The 18,749-nt window shown below is 38.8% G+C and carries 16 protein-coding genes; 9 read left to right on the forward strand and 7 right to left on the reverse strand.

Annotated features, from left to right (window positions below):
• Positions 1-10 precede the first annotated feature (10 nt).
• Both BP861_RS01195 and BP861_RS01200 read right to left on the reverse strand, forming a co-directional pair.
• The gene (locus BP861_RS01195) at positions 11-940 is read right to left on the reverse strand and encodes an NADP-dependent oxidoreductase (RefSeq protein ID WP_349680985.1); all 930 of its coding nucleotides are present in this window, start codon (positions 938-940) and stop codon (positions 11-13) included.
• A gap of 89 nt (positions 941-1,029) precedes the next feature.
• Positions 1,030-1,305 carry a hypothetical protein gene (locus tag BP861_RS01200; protein WP_292371757.1) on the reverse strand — a complete coding sequence of 92 codons (276 nt, stop codon included), beginning with the start codon at positions 1,303-1,305 and terminating at the stop codon, positions 1,030-1,032.
• Between the two features lie 698 nt (positions 1,306-2,003).
• Here BP861_RS01200 and BP861_RS01205 point away from each other — a divergent pair.
• From BP861_RS01205 to BP861_RS01215, 3 genes are all read left to right on the forward strand, one after another.
• Complete coding sequence (locus tag BP861_RS01205) at positions 2,004-4,595, forward strand: right-handed parallel beta-helix repeat-containing protein (protein WP_292371758.1); 2,592 nt, start codon at positions 2,004-2,006, stop codon at positions 4,593-4,595.
• Positions 4,596-4,895: 300 nt separating this feature from the next.
• Entirely contained in the window at positions 4,896-5,378 is a 483-nt protein-coding gene (locus tag BP861_RS01210; RefSeq protein ID WP_292371760.1) for a hypothetical protein, read from the forward strand.
• A gap of 51 nt (positions 5,379-5,429) precedes the next feature.
• Entirely contained in the window at positions 5,430-6,830 is a 1,401-nt protein-coding gene (locus BP861_RS01215; RefSeq protein ID WP_292371762.1) for a single-stranded-DNA-specific exonuclease RecJ, read from the forward strand.
• 102 nt (positions 6,831-6,932) lie between these two features.
• Here BP861_RS01215 and nrpRII read toward each other — a convergent pair whose 3' ends face one another.
• The 3 genes from nrpRII to BP861_RS01230 all read right to left on the reverse strand — a co-directional run bounded on the left by nrpRII (position 6,933) and on the right by BP861_RS01230 (position 9,564).
• A complete protein-coding gene (gene nrpRII, locus BP861_RS01220; protein ID WP_292371764.1) occupies positions 6,933-7,691 on the reverse strand; it encodes a global nitrogen regulator NrpRII in 759 nt (252 codons plus the stop codon).
• A gap of 183 nt (positions 7,692-7,874) precedes the next feature.
• Positions 7,875-8,621: a glucose-6-phosphate isomerase family protein gene (locus BP861_RS01225; RefSeq protein WP_292371765.1), complete on the reverse strand. Its 747-nt coding sequence runs from the start codon at positions 8,619-8,621 to the stop codon at positions 7,875-7,877.
• 193 nt (positions 8,622-8,814) lie between these two features.
• Positions 8,815-9,564: a ribonuclease H-like domain-containing protein gene (locus BP861_RS01230; protein ID WP_292371766.1), complete on the reverse strand. Its 750-nt coding sequence runs from the start codon at positions 9,562-9,564 to the stop codon at positions 8,815-8,817.
• A gap of 232 nt (positions 9,565-9,796) precedes the next feature.
• On the opposite strand from BP861_RS01230, the gene mdh reads away from it, so the two are divergent.
• The 6 genes from mdh (at position 9,797) to BP861_RS01260 (ending at position 17,643) form a co-directional block, all read left to right on the forward strand.
• Positions 9,797-10,720 (forward strand): malate dehydrogenase, encoded by a 924-nt coding sequence (gene mdh, locus BP861_RS01235; RefSeq protein ID WP_292371767.1) that lies wholly within the window; start codon positions 9,797-9,799, stop codon positions 10,718-10,720.
• A gap of 480 nt (positions 10,721-11,200) precedes the next feature.
• Positions 11,201-11,458, forward strand: coding sequence for a PRC-barrel domain-containing protein (locus BP861_RS01240; RefSeq protein WP_292371768.1), 258 nt, complete (start codon positions 11,201-11,203; stop codon positions 11,456-11,458).
• 18 nt (positions 11,459-11,476) lie between these two features.
• Positions 11,477-12,208, forward strand: a complete 732-nt coding sequence (locus BP861_RS01245) for a tRNA(His) guanylyltransferase Thg1 family protein (RefSeq protein ID WP_292371769.1) — start codon at positions 11,477-11,479, stop codon at positions 12,206-12,208.
• A gap of 38 nt (positions 12,209-12,246) precedes the next feature.
• Positions 12,247-13,200, forward strand: a complete 954-nt coding sequence (locus BP861_RS01250; RefSeq protein WP_292371771.1) for a tyrosine--tRNA ligase — start codon at positions 12,247-12,249, stop codon at positions 13,198-13,200.
• 223 nt (positions 13,201-13,423) lie between these two features.
• Entirely contained in the window at positions 13,424-14,596 is a 1,173-nt protein-coding gene (locus BP861_RS01255) for a chromosome segregation ATPase (protein ID WP_292371773.1), read from the forward strand.
• A gap of 635 nt (positions 14,597-15,231) precedes the next feature.
• A complete protein-coding gene (locus BP861_RS01260; RefSeq protein WP_292371775.1) occupies positions 15,232-17,643 on the forward strand; it encodes a CARDB domain-containing protein in 2,412 nt (803 codons plus the stop codon).
• Positions 17,644-17,732: 89 nt separating this feature from the next.
• Here BP861_RS01260 and BP861_RS01265 read toward each other — a convergent pair whose 3' ends face one another.
• On the reverse strand, positions 17,733-18,056 hold the full coding sequence (locus tag BP861_RS01265; protein WP_292371777.1) for a DUF5518 domain-containing protein: 324 nt from the start codon (positions 18,054-18,056) through the stop codon (positions 17,733-17,735).
• 150 nt (positions 18,057-18,206) lie between these two features.
• A complete protein-coding gene (locus tag BP861_RS01270) occupies positions 18,207-18,539 on the reverse strand; it encodes a SemiSWEET family sugar transporter (protein WP_292371779.1) in 333 nt (110 codons plus the stop codon).
• Positions 18,540-18,749: the final 210 nt, after the last annotated feature.

Here is an 18,749-nt window from a genome sequence, read left to right on the forward strand (position 1 = left end):
AGGCGAGGCTTTATTTTGGGTCCTCTGCAACGCGCAGGACAATCTTTCCGCGAGCATGGCCAGTTTCACTCATTTCATGTGCTTTTCTGGCATCGGTTAGAGGAAGCACGGTTGTTACGATAGGCTTGATTTTCTGTTCATCTATTATAGCTGCGATTTGAGCTAGTTCTCTTCCGTCAGCCTGAGTCATGAGCCTATCTGCACGTACTCCGTATTTTTCTGGAACTCCTTTGGGAATGCTAGCTACAGTAGTTACCAGGAATCCGCCGGGCTTTAATACACCCCAGGATCTCTCTAACGTATCTCCTCCTATCGTATCCAGAACAACGTCAAGGCTGCTCACGATTTCCTCAAATCGCTGGTTCCTGTAGTCTATTACCTCATCACAGCCTATACTCTTCAAGAACTCAGCGTTTTTACTCGATGCAGTGCCGATAACGTATGCGCCTTTCCATTTTGCGAACTGGACTGCAAAGGTTCCGACCCCTCCCGCGGCGCCGTGAATAAGCACAGTCTGCCCACGCTCAAGTCCTGCAATATCGAAAAGTGACTGCCAGGCAGCCAGGCCAGCAGTAGGAATGGCAGCACTTTCGATAAACCCGATACTGCTTGGTTTTAGCGCTATCTGTGTAGAACTGACAACCGTATATTCAGCATATCCTCCCTGCCCTGCAGATGCTTTTCCAAAAACTTCGTCTTCAGGCCGGAAGGAATCTACTCCCTGCCCTACCACGTCCACAATACCTGCAACATCAGATCCCACAGTCATTGGCAAGGGCAGTTCCATATAACCTCTACGTATCTTCCAATCTATTGGATTGACCCCGGCGGCAACAACTCTAATCCGAACCTCACCCGGTCCTGGCTGGGATTCAGGAATTTCCTCATATTCCAGAACGTCGGGCCCCCCAAACTCATGAATCCTTATCGCTTTCAGAATTTCACCTCAAAAAAGAATATTTAACAAGTTATATCTTATTAATTCCATTTTAGCATGCATAATTCCGTTTTAGCATTCATCTAAATGACTTAGCAAGAACTGTAACGAAAACAAAATTCGCCATGTGCAGTTGGAAATCCTGTATTTGTGAAGTTATCAAAGGGATCAATAATTCCATCCCTATAAACTCCCCCACTGTTGTTGTTGTGTTTAATTTCTCCTTCTCTTACGCTGTCTGATGGATCTACAGCCGCAGAACTCTTATTCCCTGTTCCGGCGTAAAATTGAGTGTTTAGAGTCTGGAATGTAAGAATTAAAATGAATATAAAAGAAAGCATAACTCTCCTCAAATTAACCCCCGCCATTTATATTTTCATTATGCTACTTTAATGTTCCCTTTTTTATAAAACAAAGTATAAATTATTGACCCTTACGTTTTCTAACCATACTTACAAATCTAAAAATTCAAGTGAAGCTAGAATTACAAGATCAATAGGGAAGCAGACTTCTGATTTCGATCTAGACAGATTATAAAGGCAGATTAAATTTAGATTTTTATTTTCCTAATGTCCTGTTCCTTTGAACGCACTTTCTAACTCTTGAGTTAATTTTTTATAACAGTACAATTTTTTTATATATGCTATCAGTTCCAAAATTTAGACAGTTTCTGATGAAAAATGCTGTCAATATACGTTATAGTAACAGCTACACCGTCAGGAAAAAACAAACCGGATAAGAATGAAAAAGAGTAATATTATTTTGAGCGTTTAGTTTTTCTCATCTTATTTTTTTAAGACTGACCTCAAAGTTTGGAGTTACTGGAGCTGTGAGCGATCTATACTATCCAATCTATCCAATCTATCCAATCTAATTAATCTGACCGATTAACCAGTCAAATTTGACTAATTAATCTTACCGATCTAACTGACTAATATCAGTTCCCTCGGTTCTGAAACATTCTGCGATACTTTACATAAATTCTTTATATCCGGTTATTAACTCCAAAAATTGCTGCAAAAACAAAACCTCACGTCTTCGTGTAAAATTTAATAAGGGATTTACCATGATGCACGTAAAAGCAATCTTGAAAAATATTTTTGTAGTAGTTCTCACGCTTCACCTAATGACTGCAGGTAGTGCAGCCGCTAATATAATTTCTGTAAATAACGGTGCTGGTCAAACTACAGATTTCACCACTATCCAGGCTGCTGTATCTGCTGCAAATCCAGGTGATGAAATAGTTGTCAAACCCGGTATTTATGAGGAGAATATTGTAATTAACAAAAGAATATCTATTGTTTCCGAATCTGGAAATTTCTCAGATACTATAGTCCGGGCAGCCGATGTTTCTCAAGATATTTTCGGTGTCTGGGCAAACGGCGTAAGCATTAAAGGTTTTGGCATAAGTGGATCCAACTCCGCAGGCATTCACGTTTTTGAATTTACTGATTGCAGCATTGAAAACAACAAATTGTTCAATAACAGCTGCGGTATTGATCTATATATAATGAGTTCAGGGAACACGCTTGACAATAATGAAATTTCAGACTGTGTGACCGGAATCAGTCTTGGTGGCAGCTTGTACAATAATTTGAGTAATAATCTAATATTAAAATGCAGTAATGGAATTTCACTTTTTGACTCCTCAAATAATATCTTGGAGAATAATACAATATCTCAAAATACAGAGGGTATTTATCTCACAGGAGAATCAAATGGGAATACCCTGATAGGTAATACTATAACTCTCAATAAGAAGTCAGGACTGCACATTTACGAAACTTCAAACAATCTGATTTATAATAACTGTTTCAATAATACGGTAAACGTAGAATCCCAAATGGATTCGGACACAAACTTATGGAATATAACTAAGACCAAGGGTATTAACATTGCTGGGGGACCTTACCTCGGAGGCAATCTCTGGGCAAGACCTGATGGAACTGTATATCCAGAAAAAACCAGGGATGTTGATCTTGACGGAATTATTGATTCGCAGTATAATATAGAAAGCAGCCAGTTCATAGATCATCTTCCTCTCAAAGGAGTAGAGTCAGTAGTACTTACCGTAAATAACAGTACAGGACCAGTTGCGGATTTTACCTCGATCCAGGATGCAATAGAGAACGCATTGCCAGGTGACACGATCCTTATTTATCCGGGAATCTATGAAGAAAACATCGACATATACGTAGCAAACCTGACCCTTATTTCCGAATCTGCTAGTCGTGGGGACACCATTGTCAAGGCAGCTAGCAGTCTAGATGATATTTTCTATATTGTTGCGGACGGAGTGACAATTCATGGGCTGAACATAGTAGGGCCTATAGACTCCTACAGTGCAGGCATCCATCTTAACGGAGTTAAGTACTGCAATATCGAAAGTAACCAACTATCCAACAGCAACAACAACAATATTCAAGATGTTTTCAGTGGAAACAGTTCCTCACCTCTCAATAACTCAGGTTCAAATGCAGGATTTGGAATCCGACTTGATTCTTCCAGCAGTAATCTCCTGGGCAATAATACAGTCTCAGGGAACGGAACCTCAATTCTCCTGCGTAATTCCACGGAAAATATGCTTCTTAACAACTCGGCATCCGGCGGCAATCATGGTATCTGGATAGATTCTTCAAGCAATAATACGCTGGACGGAAATATTCTGTCAAACAATAAAGTCGGAGCCTTTCTGAAAACTTCAAGCGGAAATGTACTTAACAACAGTAAGGTCTCAAACAATACAGACTCTGGCATCAATCTGTGGTATTCGGTCGGAAACACGTTAAGTAACTCTACGGCCTCGAAAAACAAGAATTCTATCGTTCTAAGGAATTCCAGTGAAAACCTGCTTAATAATAACACGGTGTCGGATAATGACTATGGCTTCTGGCTGTACTCTTCGAGCAACGATAATGAACTGAACGATAACAGGGCATCAAATAACCAGATAGGTATCCACGTGAAAGGATCAAGTGGAAATACGCTTACAGGCAATACTGCATTAAACAGCACCGGATCCGGAATCAGTGTATGGGATTCGGTTGAGAACGCAATAATTAACAATGCAGCCTCGAACAACTATGTCTCGATTTATCTGCAGAATGCCAGCAAAAGTACACTTTTTAGTAACGTGGTATCCGGCAGCAATTACGGGATGTGGATTGCCTTTTCCAGTAACAACAACCTGAGTGATAATAGTGTATCGAATAACAAATTCGGTTTCTATTTGAAAAATTCTAGTGATAACAGGCTGTCAAGTAATCAGGCAAATTCGAATTCCAGGTACGGAATCTATCTAGGTTTCTCAAGGAATAATATCCTGAACAGTAATAAGATCATTTCAAATTCGGAATATGGGCTCTACCAGTGGGATTCGGGAAATAGCTCAATCTATAATAATTATTTCAACAACGCAAAGAATATCTTCCTTCAAGGCTCAAACACAGGTACGAGCTTGAATACAAACCTGACACCGGCAAAGAATATTATTGATGGGGCTTACCTTGGTGGAAACTTCTGGGCTACCCCAAAGGGAGATGGCTTCAGCCAGACCCATGCGGATGAAAATGGTGACGGCATTTGTGATGTAACTTATGCTGTAAATAAAGAGAGTATTGATTACTTGCCTCTTGCAGGCTCTCGTACCACAAATTAATCTTTAGTGCTGCAAAAGAGATATCCCGACTGTCAGCATATAGACAGCAGGATAACTGGCACGACCGGAAATCAAGGCTGTACAGTTTCCTAATCGCTCTCTGAAGAAACTGTACAGTTTCTCAGGAATTCTTCTTTTTAGCATCCTAGAACAGAACGTCCAGCAGATTTGCTCCCAGGTCTTTTCTTTTATAGTCTGACCGCGCGAACTATCCGCTAAACTAATCCGGCAAGTATTTAGCTTACCGGATTCCAGAGTAAAAAGCTTAAGTAAAATAGAGAAAACATTTAACAAGATTTCATGACCGAGTTTGAACGCATGCTTGTAAACTCATTTAATGCATACATTGAAGAAAACGGGATAAGAGCTATTTCCTATAGGCTTAAACAGCATAGATTCACTCCGCAATTCCTTGATGTTCTTGTAGATTCTCTTAATCCGGACTTATACCTGGGAATCGAATGCAAAAGCATTTCAGTGGAAAAAGGTGCAAACGCACTTTACTTCTCTCAGCACTTTACCGTAGATAAAAATGGTATTCATCAGATAGAAAGGATTTCAGACTACCTGAATAAATCAGGGAGACGTGGGTTTCTTGCAGTGGAACTTCGCCTGGGACCCGGACATGGCAGGGAAGCATACATGGTTCCCTGGAATGAACTGCAAAAAAAATATTATTCTCAAGACCTCAAACTTACATTGCAGGAGATCCGAAGTTTTCCAGAAATTAAAAGAGAAGGAAAAGACTATAGGGTTGATCCGAGAGAATGGGAAAGAAAATAAGGTTGGGAATAGCACTTAAATTTAGGTAAGTAAAAAGTCATGGAGAAAATAATGTCTGAGACAATGAAAGCACTTCATAAAGAAGCAGCAAAGTGTGCCGAAGAGATTAAAAAGTACAAATCAGTCCACGTTGTATCCCATATTGACGCTGACGGGCTGACTTCTGCAGGAATTATTTGTACTGCACTAGAACGGAGTAATTTTGACTATACAACACGCTTCGTCAAACAGCTTGATGAAAAAGCTCTTGATGCCGTCGCAGATGAAAATCATGATATTGTCATTTTTACAGATTTGGGAAGCGGGATGTGCGAACAGATAGAATCTCGCGGAATTCATGCAGTGATCTCAGACCATCACCAGCCCCAGGGAAACCATAAATTTCACCTGAATCCCCATATCTTTGGAGCAAACGGTTCCTATGAACTGAGCGGCTCGGGAACTACTTACCTGCTGGCTTCAGCACTTGGAAGAAATAAGGATCTCTCCTCACTAGCCATAGTAGGAGCAGTGGGGGATATGCAACATCTAAAAATGGGACAGCTTGTTGGGATCAATAAAGAAATTCTTGAAGAAGGAGTTAAAGAAGGCATTCTCCAGTTCAAAAAGGACCTGGCCCTATTTGGAAAGCAAACCCGCCCTATTTACAAATTGATGCAATATTCTTCAGACCCTTATCTTCCTGGGCTTACAGGAAACGAGGAAGCCTGCGTTGAGTTTCTTCATTCCCTTAACATTTCCTTCAGCCAGGATGAACACTGGAGGCGATGGATTGACCTTGAAACCCCGGAAAAGCAGAGAATTGTCTCAGGACTTGTCCAGTACTGCCTGAAATCAGGGATGCCTTCGTATAAGATCGAGCGCCTGATAGGTGAGGTGTATGTCCTTCTAGGAGAAAAAGAAGGTACGGAAATGAGGGACGCTTCCGAGTTTTCTACCCTTCTTAATGCCACTGCACGATACGACCATGCCGAGATAGGACTTGCAGTCTGTATGGGAAACAGAGAAGAAGCTTATGAAGATGCCCGCAAATTGCTTGCTGAACATAGACAGAACCTTGTTAACGGGCTCATATATGTTAAAGAAAATGGAGTCGTCCAGCTTGAAAATATTCAGTATTTCGATGCAGGCTCGGAAATAAAAGAAACCATAGTTGGAATTATTGCAGGTATGAGTTCTACATTAGTTGAAAATAGAAATCTTCCTATTATTGCTTTTGCAAAAGCCGACGGAGGGATCAAAGTCTCAGCTAGAGGAACGCAGGATCTGATCCGCAGGGGAGTTAACCTTTCAGAAGCAATGTCAGTAATCTCGGCTGAAGTTGGAGGTGCAGGCGGCGGACACGATATCGCAGCAGGAGCAACTATTCCCAACGATAAAAAAGAAGAATTTGCAAGAAAACTGGATCTGTTTATTGGAGAACAAATTCGAAGAAAGGCAAATTCAAAGTAAAGAAGCCAGTTTTCAAAAATATACATCGAGAAACTGAATTGAATAGAAAATAAAAGCTCAATAAAAACGAAGAAATTTTAAAATAAGGTCTACCATTGAGCCTTAAACCAGATCTTCAATCCTGCTCATTTCTTTGAACGGAATTAGCTGTGACATTGCACTTGTATCTATGGCAATCCCATATTCCTGTACAACAGCCATAGGATTTGTACCTCCTATGACGACTATTCCGAGATGGTCTCTCTCGATTGGAACGTCCAGAACCCGTGTATTTGGTTCCCCAACTTCCAGAATTCCACTGAAGCCTGCATCCAGAAGATCAGAAAGACAGCTTTCAATTTCATCTCTTGCAACCATAGGAGCTTCCCTGAGATTTGCAAGAACCTTACCTGAGCCTGTCCTGAGCATTTCCGACACAGAAGTAATACCCTGTGACATAAGGATTTCAAGCGGATCTACAGTCGTACTTACATAGGTCAGCACATCAGTAAAACGCACCGGAATTCCGTTTCGAATCTGAACAACTCCTCCAAGTTTGGGGTTTACAGGAATTCCTGCCTTGAGCAATACTCCGTCAATAGTAATGCTGCATACTGTCCCGATGCCTACCTTTCCCTTTTCAATAGTCAGGTCTCCGATAGATTCTCCCTCGGAAACAATTTTAACATAGGGAGTCACCGAAAGCCCGCTTGAGATTACCATCTTAAAGATCCCAAGCACATCATCCAGATCTTTTTTATCAATAAGAGAGAGATTAAGTATAATATCTCCATCCATTTTTATAGGGTCAAATGTGGTCCTGTACATGAGATCCTTTATTCTGGACGACGTAAATTGAATACGGTATCCACTTTTTTGCATTTCAAACCTCAAGTAATTGAAGGTATTTATACCTATTATAAGTTATGTATTGGTTACCATAATATATTCTTGGGCCTTTATTATTTAGTTCCAAGACTATCACCTGCTCTTAGAATCAGGTTCTACTCTAAGGCAGGAAAGATAAAAAATAAAAGTCCAGTCTATTTAAACTGGAAAATAGCCTTATTCTCGAAGCACTCCTGTTAAGAATCCTGTAAAATCCTGAGGAGCAGTCAAGAATCTCAGTTTTTCAATTCTATGTACTAGCTCATACATACTTTCTCCAGAGCTAAGTCCTATTTCATTGTGTTCAAGTGGTTTAAGGTGACGGATATGTGGGATATTTCTATAAAGGGGATTTTTGACAAAACCATCTTTAAGCAGGAAATAAGAAGCTCCGGAAAGTCTTTTAATAGGCTCATAAACCGAAGAAAAGTCGCGGCAAACCCAGTTTGCCATTTCAAGAGTTTTATCGGAAGCGTTTATGGTCACATGCCCGTATCCAGGGGGAACAAGCACTAAATCTCCTTTTTCTGCTGTTATGACTACAACATCCAGAACGAGATCTTCCTCTCCGGTTTTCACTTTTTGTAGAAGATAAGTAGCAGAACCTTCAAGTACCTGATAAATTTCAGGATAGTAGATGTTTGTTCCTGGAACACGCGGATGGTAATGACCTACAGTTTTAATATATTCCGATCCAAGCATTGCGGGAGGAATTACAGTGATGTCATATCTCAGGTGATGAGCTTTAATTGTTTCAAGTTCAGAATCGTTTTTCGCAAGGTCCCGGAACATGTAGTACACATCGCGATTTCGTACCTCTGTTTCTTCAAACCACTCCCTATCAAACACTACGTCTTCCATATCATGGAGTTTTCGGACGTCTGCCATTGTGACTTTATCCCCGAACTTCATTGTAACTTCCATTGAATTCCCCTTTCCTACCAGAGCATATAGTTATTCGAATTACAAACAATAAATTGAAATTAAACGCGCCAATACATTACCAAGCTAGACTATCAGAAACAGTACTAAAAGTATAATAAACTAACTGATGTTGATATTATTGGAGCCTGATTTTTTTACTTTTTGTTATTCTGAACCTGAGAGGTTATACCTATTAGATATTCAAAGCTTTCTCAACCATTTTAGGGTAGGTGAGCTCTATAATAGTTTTCAGATTAACTGTATCTTCTATGTTATATTTAATAAGTGTATTCAGAGCTTCACGATCTCCTTTCTCATATTTTTTCCAGAGCCTTACGGCATCAAATCCTGTTATTCCCTCGGTACCATCGCTTCGGGTGATCCCGAGAAGCTTTTCAATGTTTTTTAAACCTCCATTATACCCTATTCGCCTTAAAGGATACATAAGGTCTATGTGGAGCTGATTGAACTCAATTTCTGGAAATTCGGATTTTATGAAAGGTAAATCAAAACGAGCGCCATTGAAGGATACAAGTAGCCTGTATTTTGAGAACTCTTCTACAATGTCATCAAGATTAATATCTTTTATATACGTCTTTGATTCTTTTCCATCATAGATTCCAACAATGGTTATTTTATCCCGAGATTTAGAGAGGCCCGTTGTTTCAATATCTACAAATGCGGCAGAATCGGAAAATAAAGAATAGGCTCTCCAGTGTTCTGCAGAAGGAAGGCATTGTGAAAAAAAACAGTAATCTTTTGCTGCCAAGTGTTCAGAAGATTTTCTTACCTCCTCACAAATTCTGGCCTTTCGCGATGAAGGTATGGAGATCCTATCTTCCATCTCAAGAAATTCTTTCCAGGTGTGTATACCTTGAGCCCAGATTTTTTTTTCAAGGCTCTTTCCTACACCTGGAATATGAATGTATGTATTATTCAGCATGTTTCCCCTGAACCATTTGGGGATAATATTTAATAAAAATACTGCATGAAATCAGTATTCTAAAGAGAAAAACAACAAATTCAAGAACTAATATAGTATAAAGTGCGAACACAGAGACTAATAATAGTATCTGTAGCTGACCGGTAATAAAGAACCATACTACAGAACAAATTTTTAAATATTGAAGTTCCAAAATTAGTCTAAATAAATTGTTTAATACAGGTGTCAGTTAATGACTAAAATTTCCGTGATTGGTGCAGGGAATGTAGGGGCGACTACAGTCCAACGGCTAGCTGAACTTGAGCTTGGCGAAATTGTCATGACAGATATTGTGGAAGGGCTGCCGCAAGGAAAAGCCCTTGACCTTATACAAGCAGGGGCAATAAAAGGTTATGACACGCCAATACTTGGGACTAATGATTATGCAGATATTGCAGACTCTGATCTTGTAATTATTACAGCAGGGATTGCAAGAAAACCCGGAATGACTCGGGAAGATCTGATTAAAACAAATTCGAAAATAATATCTGAAGTTTCTAGGAACATTGCAAAGCATGCTCCAGAATCCATAGTAATTAATGTCACAAATCCGCTTGACATTATAACCTACATAGCTATGAAAGCAACTGGTTTTGAGACAAAGAAAGTATTCGGGATGAGCGGGGTTCTGGATTCGGGACGTTTTGAAAGTTTTATTGCAGAAGAACTAAAGTGCTCGAAAAAAGATGTACAGGCGATGGTTATAGGAGGACACGGGGATCTAATGGTACCTCTTCCTCAATATACAACAGTATCAGGAGTTCCGCTCACAAACCTGCTTCCAGAGGACAAAATTGCCAGAATGGTAGAGAGGACAGTAAATGGAGGAGCCGAGATTGTAGAGCTCCTTAAACAGGGCAGTGCTTTTTATGCCCCATCGGCGGCTATTGTCTCAATGGCTGAAGCTGTGATTAAAGACTCAAAGAGAATTCTGCCTGCTTCGGCTTACCTTGAAGGGCAGTACGGACAGGAAGGCATTTACTTCGGTGTACCTGTAAAGCTTGGAGCATCCGGAGTCGAAGAAATCCTTGAACTCAAGCTCGATGAAAGCCAGTACGATATACTCAGGAAATCCTCAGAATCTATTCGAAATGTCATTTCAAAGCTGGAAATATAAAAGAGAAAACTGGAATAAGAGATTTGAGATTCAAAATGGTTAGATTAGAGTAAAAAGAAAGGTTATAAAACGATAAAGAGTTCTGCTCACAGGTAATTCAGAAATTACTTGTGATTTACCTGTGAACAAGAAAATTATCAAAAGATATCATTCTCAATGTGGGACAGCTATAGGAAAGCAGTAAATAAGCTGTAAATAAGCTGTATACTTTGATAAATAAGAGCAAAAGCAGCTTAACACACATTTAGAACTCCCTCTTCTTAACTCAAACTTTGAACAAAAATTAAAAAACAAGACTATTTTTACCTCTCGCTAGTTTAAATAAGAAGATTTATTATAATAAAACTGAGATTCCATTTTTACCTGGAAATGTGAGATAAAACTGCAATAATATAATCGGCAAAACTGTAAGATATATAAGTATGTTTTTCATATAAGGTTAGGAGAAAGATTTAAATTAATTTACAAAGCAGGGATATAATGCGCGCAGAACTTACATCACTTTTTGGTTTAAATATATACACAAACGCTGGTGTTTATGTAGGGAAGTTGCAAGACTTCGTGATTGATATAGAAGATCAGAAAATTACCGGGCTTGCAATTTCGGATATTAATAGGGAACTTTTTGACCTGACTAGCAGAGGCATAATTATTCCATACCGATGGGTTATAACGGCAGCAGATATCATTATAGTAAGAGACGTTATCCAGAGATACAAAAAGAGAAAAGAAGATTAAACAAATCTGAAAGGGTACATGAAAGACCGGGAAATTTATGCTGAGATGCGCTGTATTCCTCCGGTGGTTGTGCGCGCGGACGGCAGGAATTTTAAAAATACACTTAGGGGCTTGGGCTTTGGAAAACCCTATGACCAAAATTTCGCCAGGGCGATGGCGAATACTGCAGAGCTTTTTATTAAGAAAAGTGGTTTAAGCCCTCTCTTTGCCTATACTTTTTCGGATGAAATTAGTTTTCTTTTTATGGAACTTCCCTTTGAGGGAAGAGTAGAAAAAATTGATTCTGTCACCGCAAGCTTTCTGGGAAGTGCACTTATGATAAATCTGCAGCTTGAAAGCCCTATAGCTTTTGATTCCAGAATAGTAGCTCTTCAAAAAGAAGAGATTCCTGCGTATTTTCACTGGAGGCAGCTTGAAGCCTGGCGCAATTTTGTGGCAGCCTGGGGATATTATACCCTGAGGAATGAAGGAATTGATAAGATTGAGGCTTCAAAATATCTCAGAGGAAAAAAAGAATGGGAGATCCATGAAATGCTTTTTGAGAGAGGAATCAATCTTACAATGCTTCCTGCCTGGCAAAGGAGGGGAGTCATTATTTCAAAAGAAGAATACGAAATCTCTGGCTTTAATCCTGTACTTGACAAAGAGACAAAATCTCTGCGCAGAAAGGTCGTTCAAAACTGGGAAATCCCGAATTTTAAATCCGAAGAAGGTATGATGTTTTTACAGAAACTTATTAATATGAATTAAGGGTTTGAGAATAAGAAAATAAAAGGAACGTAGAGGCAATGGACAGACTCGAACTTATAAAAAGAAATGTTCAGGAAATCGTAACTGAAGGAGAACTTGAAGAGCTTCTTAATAAAAAAGAAACTCCCCGTGCCTATGTTGGATACGAGCCTAGCGGAAAAATCCATATGGGGCACGTTCTCACAGTAAATAAACTAATTGATCTTCAAAAAGCCGGATTTAAAATTACTGTCTTGCTTGCGGACGTGCACGCTTATCTCAATCGGAAAGGCACACTGGAAGAAGTCCGAAAGATTGCAGACTATAACAGGCGCTGCTTTATTGCCCTCGGGCTTGATGAAGAGAAAACCGATTTCGTTTATGGGTCTGACTATCAGCTTGGAGCAGAGTACATGTTAAATGTTCTCAAACTTTCAAGGGCAGTAACTCTGAACAGGGCTCGCAGGAGCATGGATGAAGTAGGGCGTGCTATGGATGATCCAACCGTTTCTCAGATGGTATATCCACTGATGCAGGCTATTGATATTGCCATGCTTGGAGTTGATGTTGCAGTTGGAGGCATTGACCAGAGAAAAATTCATATGCTTGCCCGTGAAAATTTAAAGAACCTCGAATTTGAAACTCCAATCTGCATTCACACGCCAATCCTCTTAGGATTAGATGGAACCAAGATGGCTTCATCAAAGGAGAATTTTATTTCGGTGGATGACACTGAAGAAGAAATTTATAGGAAATTTAAGAAAGCTTACTGCAAGATAGGAGACAAGGAAGAAAACCCGATTCTTGCCCTTTTCCGCTATCATATATTTCCCAGATACGAAACTGTTGTCATAGAGAGACCTGAGAAATTTGGTGGAAATATAACATATACGAGTTACGAAGAAATGGAAAATGCTTTTGTAGCAGAGAGTGTCCATCCAATGGACCTGAAAAATTCAGCCGCAAAGTATATAAATGAGATATTGGACCCTGTCCGAAAAGTTCTGCTCTAAGTTTTGAGATGGCCGAGCTCTCCTCGGCCACTTCAGAGAAAAAAATAGATGCATAGGGTTTATTTCCAGAGTATATGTTCAAAATATGAGAACATATCCACATAAGATTTGTTGCTTAAAATAAGAGACTTTTTTAGAAAAGGATAAAGCCTCTGGATAAAACGTTATATAGCTAAAGGTCATAGAATATTTTAAGGGTTGCTTAGCTATTCAGGGTGCTTTTATGAAATACATTTACCAGGACTCTACGGAACTGCCTATACAGCGGGATTTCATTGAGGATCTGAAAACTTTTTTAGATATAACTTCTCGAGTAATCCCTCTGGAAAATTCCATAATAGAGATAAAGTGCAAGCAGAAAGAAACTCTTCATGAATTGAAGAGTAGAATAAAAGGAATGAATAATTTTGAAGAGAAACTTGAGACTTTACTCAGAAAATTGGTAAATGAAGTTGATATAGAGGATGTCATACCCTGTACTAACGCTGTCCTGCAAAACTGCAGTGAGAATATAGGGAAAAGAAGAGAAATCCTCAAAGCCGAGTGCACAAAGATAGAAAATGAGACTCCTGATAAATATAGAAAATTTGAAGAAAAAATACTTGAGGTTCTTAGCAGTTTTTTAATCTCAGGGGTTTACGGAGCTGAAAAGAGATTTGAACTTTCAAGCAGTACAAACGACATTTCAGGAGAGATGGAAGGCTGGGTTTCGGGTTTGCAGTACCATTACAAGCTTGGTTTTACAGAAGAAAACCTGACAGTAGAAAAACTGCTTGGAGGCTTAATACTGCCAGGGTGGACGCGGGCAGGCATCCTGCGAAAAGAAGAAAAAATAAAAATGCAGAACCTTTCCGAATTCATTGTAACTTTCCTGGAATATGATACTCAGAAAAACGTACGCATAGGTATGGAAAACAAAAAAGCAAACCGAAAATTCAGGATAGAAGGCGGTGATCACAGGTATTTTGTATATGAAGACGACAAAGAAATCACCGCTGATAAAGAGCTTGGGGCTTTTGTTGATATGGGAAGCCTGGAAAAAATTCCTGAAAAAGTTCAGGCCTATTTCAGGGCAAATATTCGCACTTATACCCTTTCAAAAGTCCTCCTTGATGAAGAGGATGCCATTTCCACGAATCAGATCTTCGACTGCCTGAAAGTGATTGCCGAGCAGTATGGAGTAATCGTTCAGGAGTGCCTGGCAAAAGGACATAATAAAGAAGAGATAACCATTAAAATGGAAGAAGCTGATGGCACACGGACTGAAAAGTACATAACAAGATCTGAAATCTACACTCAACTTGCAGAGGTTGGAAGTGAAGGTATCGAGATTGCAGGGATACTTGGTGTCGATAGCAGAACTCAGACCAAAGACAAAAAATATTTCATTGTCTAAAATTTTCCTGAATTTTATTTTTTGAAATTTAAGTACTATTTTAAGAGTTAGATAAAATTTTAAATTTTGATAATATAATTCTCTTTTTACTATTTCTTTATCAATTTTACATTGCAATATTTAGCATTTCGGGATTTTTGTTTAAAAATTAGACAGAAATGTCTCAAAAATAGAAATATTGGTATAAAAATTTACATATTCATATAAAAATTTATATATTTATATAAAAATATGATGACCTAATCTCGAAGATGAAGAGCATAAATGAAAAATTCTGAATAAAAAATAGAAATCTAATTATAGAGAACTACCGTAGGGAGTGGAATAATAAAGTCTTGCATCTGGAGAATAAACTTTAATATAGAAAGAATATGATAGATTAAATTTTTTATACTTATAAAACAATTTTAGGAAAAATATAAATCAAGAGACTTGAGACCTTTCGACAAAGACATAAAAATTTTAGACAACAAGGATTTTGTGTGGAGCAAAAATTTTCAGGACCTGTACAGACGTACCGGGAATTTCGGTTTACGGATGTAGGGTGGAGGCCTATAAAAATGAAAGTCAATTTTTTTAGTTCTGTAATTTCTGTATTAGTTATAACGTTAATAATTTCTGGGATGATCCCAGGCATGGCATTTGCTGTAGATGAAGAGGGAACGGATCCCGGCGATTCTACTAGTGATCTGATAATTGAGGATATTTCATGTGATCCAGGGAATCCAGAATTAGGAGAACCCGTAAATGTTGCAATAAAAGTAACAAACCAGGGAACTGAAGTCTCAGAGCCAACAGAAGCAGTGTGCAAAATAGGAGACGAAGATCTGAAAAATATACCAATACAGGAGATAAAGCCAAAAGACAGCTTAATAGTCTCATTTACTTGGACTCCGAAAAAAGAGGGTACAGTAGATATAAAGGCAACGTTGGAAGATAGCGAGAGAACGATTCAAGTGGTAGTGGGGAAAGAAAAGTCTGCAAATCTAATAATAGAAAGCCTTTCCATTGATCCAGAAAATCCGAAACCTAATAGCGAAGTAACCGTTAATGCATTGGTTAAGAATGTGGGAACTGTAGCCTCGGAGCCAACAGAATTAACGTACGAAATCGGAGAACTAGATCCCAAAACGGAAAAAGTAGATAAAATAGATCCGGAAGCTAGCTCGTCAATCTCATTTAAGTGGACTCCAGATAAAGAAGGCACAGTAAACATAAAAGCAAAAGTTGGAGATAGCGAAAAAACGATTCAAGTGGTAGTGGCGAAAGAGAAATCTTCGAGCCTCACAATAAAAAGCCTATCCATTAACCCTGAAAATCCAAAGACTAATAGCGAGGTAACCGTTAGTGCATCGGTTAAGAATGAGGGAACTGAAGTCTCAGAGCCAACGAACATAATATTCACAATAAACGGAGACGAAAAAAAAGAAGCAGTGTCTGAAATAGAGGCTGGGTCCGAACAATCAATTTCTCACAAATGGACAACTTCTGACAAGGAAGAAACTGTAACAATAAAGGCAGCTTTAGAAAACGTAGAGAATAGTGAGAAGGAAATTACTGTAGAAACTATAGGGGAGCCCACAGAGGATCCTCTTCCGGATCTGATAATTGAAGACTTATATCCAGAGTCATCAACACAACCTGAAGCCGGAAAACCTTTTAACTTTACTGTGAAAATAAAGAATGGGGGAACGGCAACCGCCAGTAGTAGTACTGCAAAATACAGTTTTAACGGAACTTCAGAAGGTGAAATTTCTATCCCTGAACTTTCAGCAGGGTCAAGTACAAGTGCAGGATTTCCTTTTACCCCTGGAAATGAAGAAAACATAAATGTACTCGTGGTTGCAGATTCAGGGAATACTGTTAACGAAAGTAATGAAGAAAATAACGAAATGTCAAAAGTAATAAACATAAAAAATGAGCTTCCGGACCTAAAAATAGAGTCGATTTCTATGAGTCCTGAAGAGCCGCATCCAGGGGAGAATATAACATTTACTGTAACAGTGAAGAATGACGGTTATGCAGCGGCTGGAAGTAGTGAAATTAATTATTATATCAAGGGAAACAATGAAGATTATAAGGGGGTTACATCAGTACCAGCCCTTGCAGCAGGGGAGTCTGGAGTAGGCACTTTTTTCTGGACTCCTGGAAATCAAGGGCAAATAGAAATAAAAACCGTCATAGATCCCGGAAATGCCGTCTCCGAAAGTGATGAAACCAATAATGAACTCAAAAAAACAGAAACCGTATATGAAGAGATGGTTTCAAGCAGTGATGGAGGAAACGAAAGTTCCGAGTCCTCCAGCAGCAGTTCAGGAGGTGGAAAATCCAGTTCCTCCAGCGGTGGTTCAGGAGGAGCAATCGTCTCTAAAGAACCAGCAAGCAATGTAGATGCTAAGGAGCTTTCCACCAAAAACGTTCTAAGTGGTTATCACGTCAAGTTTGATTTTCTGGAAAATGCCACATGCATTGCATATATCGCATTTGATCCAATAAAGACATTAAAGAAGACAACGACAACTGTAGAAATGCTTAAAGATAAATCTGTTTTTGTCTTAGAAGTCCCTCCAGGGAAGATATATAAGTATGTGAATATCTGGGTAGGAAATCATGGAGCAGGAGTTGCCGATTATTTTGAAAATGGAGTTATAGAATTCAAAGTCGAAAAGGACTGGCTTGAAGAAAATAATATTAAGCAGTCACAGATAACTCTTCAATGGTACAATGAAGGCTGGCAGCCTCTGGATACCGAAAAAGTAAAAGAAGATACGAATTATGTTTATTTTAAATCAGAAACACCTGGCTTTTCCTGCTTTGCAATAACCAAATATACAGATGACAAAAACGTATCTGAAACCAGTGGGCAAGAAGAAGAAGGAGTTCTGACAAACTTGGATGATGAAGCAAAAACGGATGTCCACAATGTAAGCTCAGAAAAGAGTAGCAAAATCAAAAACCCAATGGGAAAGGCCAAAATACTTATGGCAATCTCTTTGCCCCTGTTCTTGATTCTTGTAGAATACTTTGTAATGAGGAAAAAGATTTGAAAAACTTTTTCTTCAGAATTTATTTTTTATTAAGTACTATTTTTAGAGACAGATTACTTTTCTAACTTCTAATTAGAGTAAAGTTACCGTCAAACTGCCCCTTTTTCAGCCAGAACAGCCCCAATTACCGAGCCAATTATACCTATCACAGCGGTATGAGCTACAATGACCATAGTAATTATAAATGCAGAGGCAGCGACGAATCCACCAAGAATAGGAGCGTCTCTGAGTAACGATCCAAAAAATCCCCCTAGAAGAAAACCCGGAATAATCATGAAAACGGTCATCAGAACTCCGGTCTTAAGCCCTCCTCCAGAGCCTCCGTCTGCGTAATAGCCTCCTAAAAGGCCGCCCAGTAAGGGAGCTATGGAATTCACGAATGGAATAAAATAGAAAATAAAAGTGCATACCATACCTATCAGTGAGCCACCCAAAACTCTAGCTATTATTTCCACCCCCAATAAAAGTAAGCACAAATCATAGTTATTATAATAACATTGATTTAATTATTCATAAATATATAGTTGAATAATTAAATAATTTATTAAAGGTATTTAGCTAATTTATTTTAGATATTTAAGTAATTCATTTTTAAAGGAAGAATTAGTACTTTCCGGATTTTTATGCTTACTACCGAAATTAAGAACAAAACTCGAATAGTCATTTTTAAGCTTCAACCCCAGAAGGAAGAAGGCAAGCACGAAAGAAATACTGTTTGCAACGATCAGAGCTGGATCTTTTACTATGATACCGTGAAACATCCAGAGAAGCATACCTGAAGTAGAGCAAAGCAACATCATAAGAGACACGTCTTTTGTAGACTTAGTAGTCAAAGCTCTTAGAAGCTGTGGAGCAAAAGCTACAGTTGTAAGCGCACCTGCAACATAACCGATCATGGGGATTTCACTTCCCGAATTTAGTTGGGAGCACGATACCCTTTTAACTACCCGAGTTTCCTCTCTAGAGAATGGTGCCCTTTTCGTTCCGCTCAAAAGGGTTGAATTATAATGAAGATAATGAGCTGAGCTAAAAAAGGCTAAAGCTCCCAATTTAATAAAATAAAGAACGCCAACACATTAATAATTTATTATTATAGTTAGGAGTTA

Origin of the sequence: Methanosarcina sp. UBA411, assembly GCF_002495725.1 — an archaeon.
In the GTDB taxonomy this organism is placed as follows: domain Archaea; phylum Halobacteriota; class Methanosarcinia; order Methanosarcinales; family Methanosarcinaceae; genus Methanosarcina.

Coding starts and splice junctions, on each gene's coding strand:
- mdh (WP_292371767.1), top strand. CDS start 9,797: ATGACTAAAATTTCCGTGATTGGTGCAGGGAATGTAGGGGCGACTACA.
- BP861_RS01265 (WP_292371777.1), bottom strand. CDS start 18,056: ATGGTATGCACTTTTATTTTCTATTTTATTCCATTCGTGAATTCCATA.
- nrpRII (WP_292371764.1), bottom strand. CDS start 7,691: ATGCAAAAAAGTGGATACCGTATTCAATTTACGTCGTCCAGAATAAAG.
- BP861_RS01255 (WP_292371773.1), top strand. CDS start 13,424: ATGAAATACATTTACCAGGACTCTACGGAACTGCCTATACAGCGGGAT.
- BP861_RS01205 (WP_292371758.1), top strand. CDS start 2,004: ATGATGCACGTAAAAGCAATCTTGAAAAATATTTTTGTAGTAGTTCTC.
- BP861_RS01200 (WP_292371757.1), bottom strand. CDS start 1,305: ATGGCGGGGGTTAATTTGAGGAGAGTTATGCTTTCTTTTATATTCATT.
- BP861_RS01240 (WP_292371768.1), top strand. CDS start 11,201: ATGCGCGCAGAACTTACATCACTTTTTGGTTTAAATATATACACAAAC.
- BP861_RS01270 (WP_292371779.1), bottom strand. CDS start 18,539: ATGATCGGTTATGTTGCAGGTGCGCTTACAACTGTAGCTTTTGCTCCA.
- BP861_RS01215 (WP_292371762.1), top strand. CDS start 5,430: ATGTCTGAGACAATGAAAGCACTTCATAAAGAAGCAGCAAAGTGTGCC.
- BP861_RS01225 (WP_292371765.1), bottom strand. CDS start 8,621: ATGGAAGTTACAATGAAGTTCGGGGATAAAGTCACAATGGCAGACGTC.
- BP861_RS01250 (WP_292371771.1), top strand. CDS start 12,247: ATGGACAGACTCGAACTTATAAAAAGAAATGTTCAGGAAATCGTAACT.
- BP861_RS01210 (WP_292371760.1), top strand. CDS start 4,896: ATGACCGAGTTTGAACGCATGCTTGTAAACTCATTTAATGCATACATT.
- BP861_RS01230 (WP_292371766.1), bottom strand. CDS start 9,564: ATGCTGAATAATACATACATTCATATTCCAGGTGTAGGAAAGAGCCTT.
- BP861_RS01260 (WP_292371775.1), top strand. CDS start 15,232: ATGGCATTTGCTGTAGATGAAGAGGGAACGGATCCCGGCGATTCTACT.
- BP861_RS01245 (WP_292371769.1), top strand. CDS start 11,477: ATGAAAGACCGGGAAATTTATGCTGAGATGCGCTGTATTCCTCCGGTG.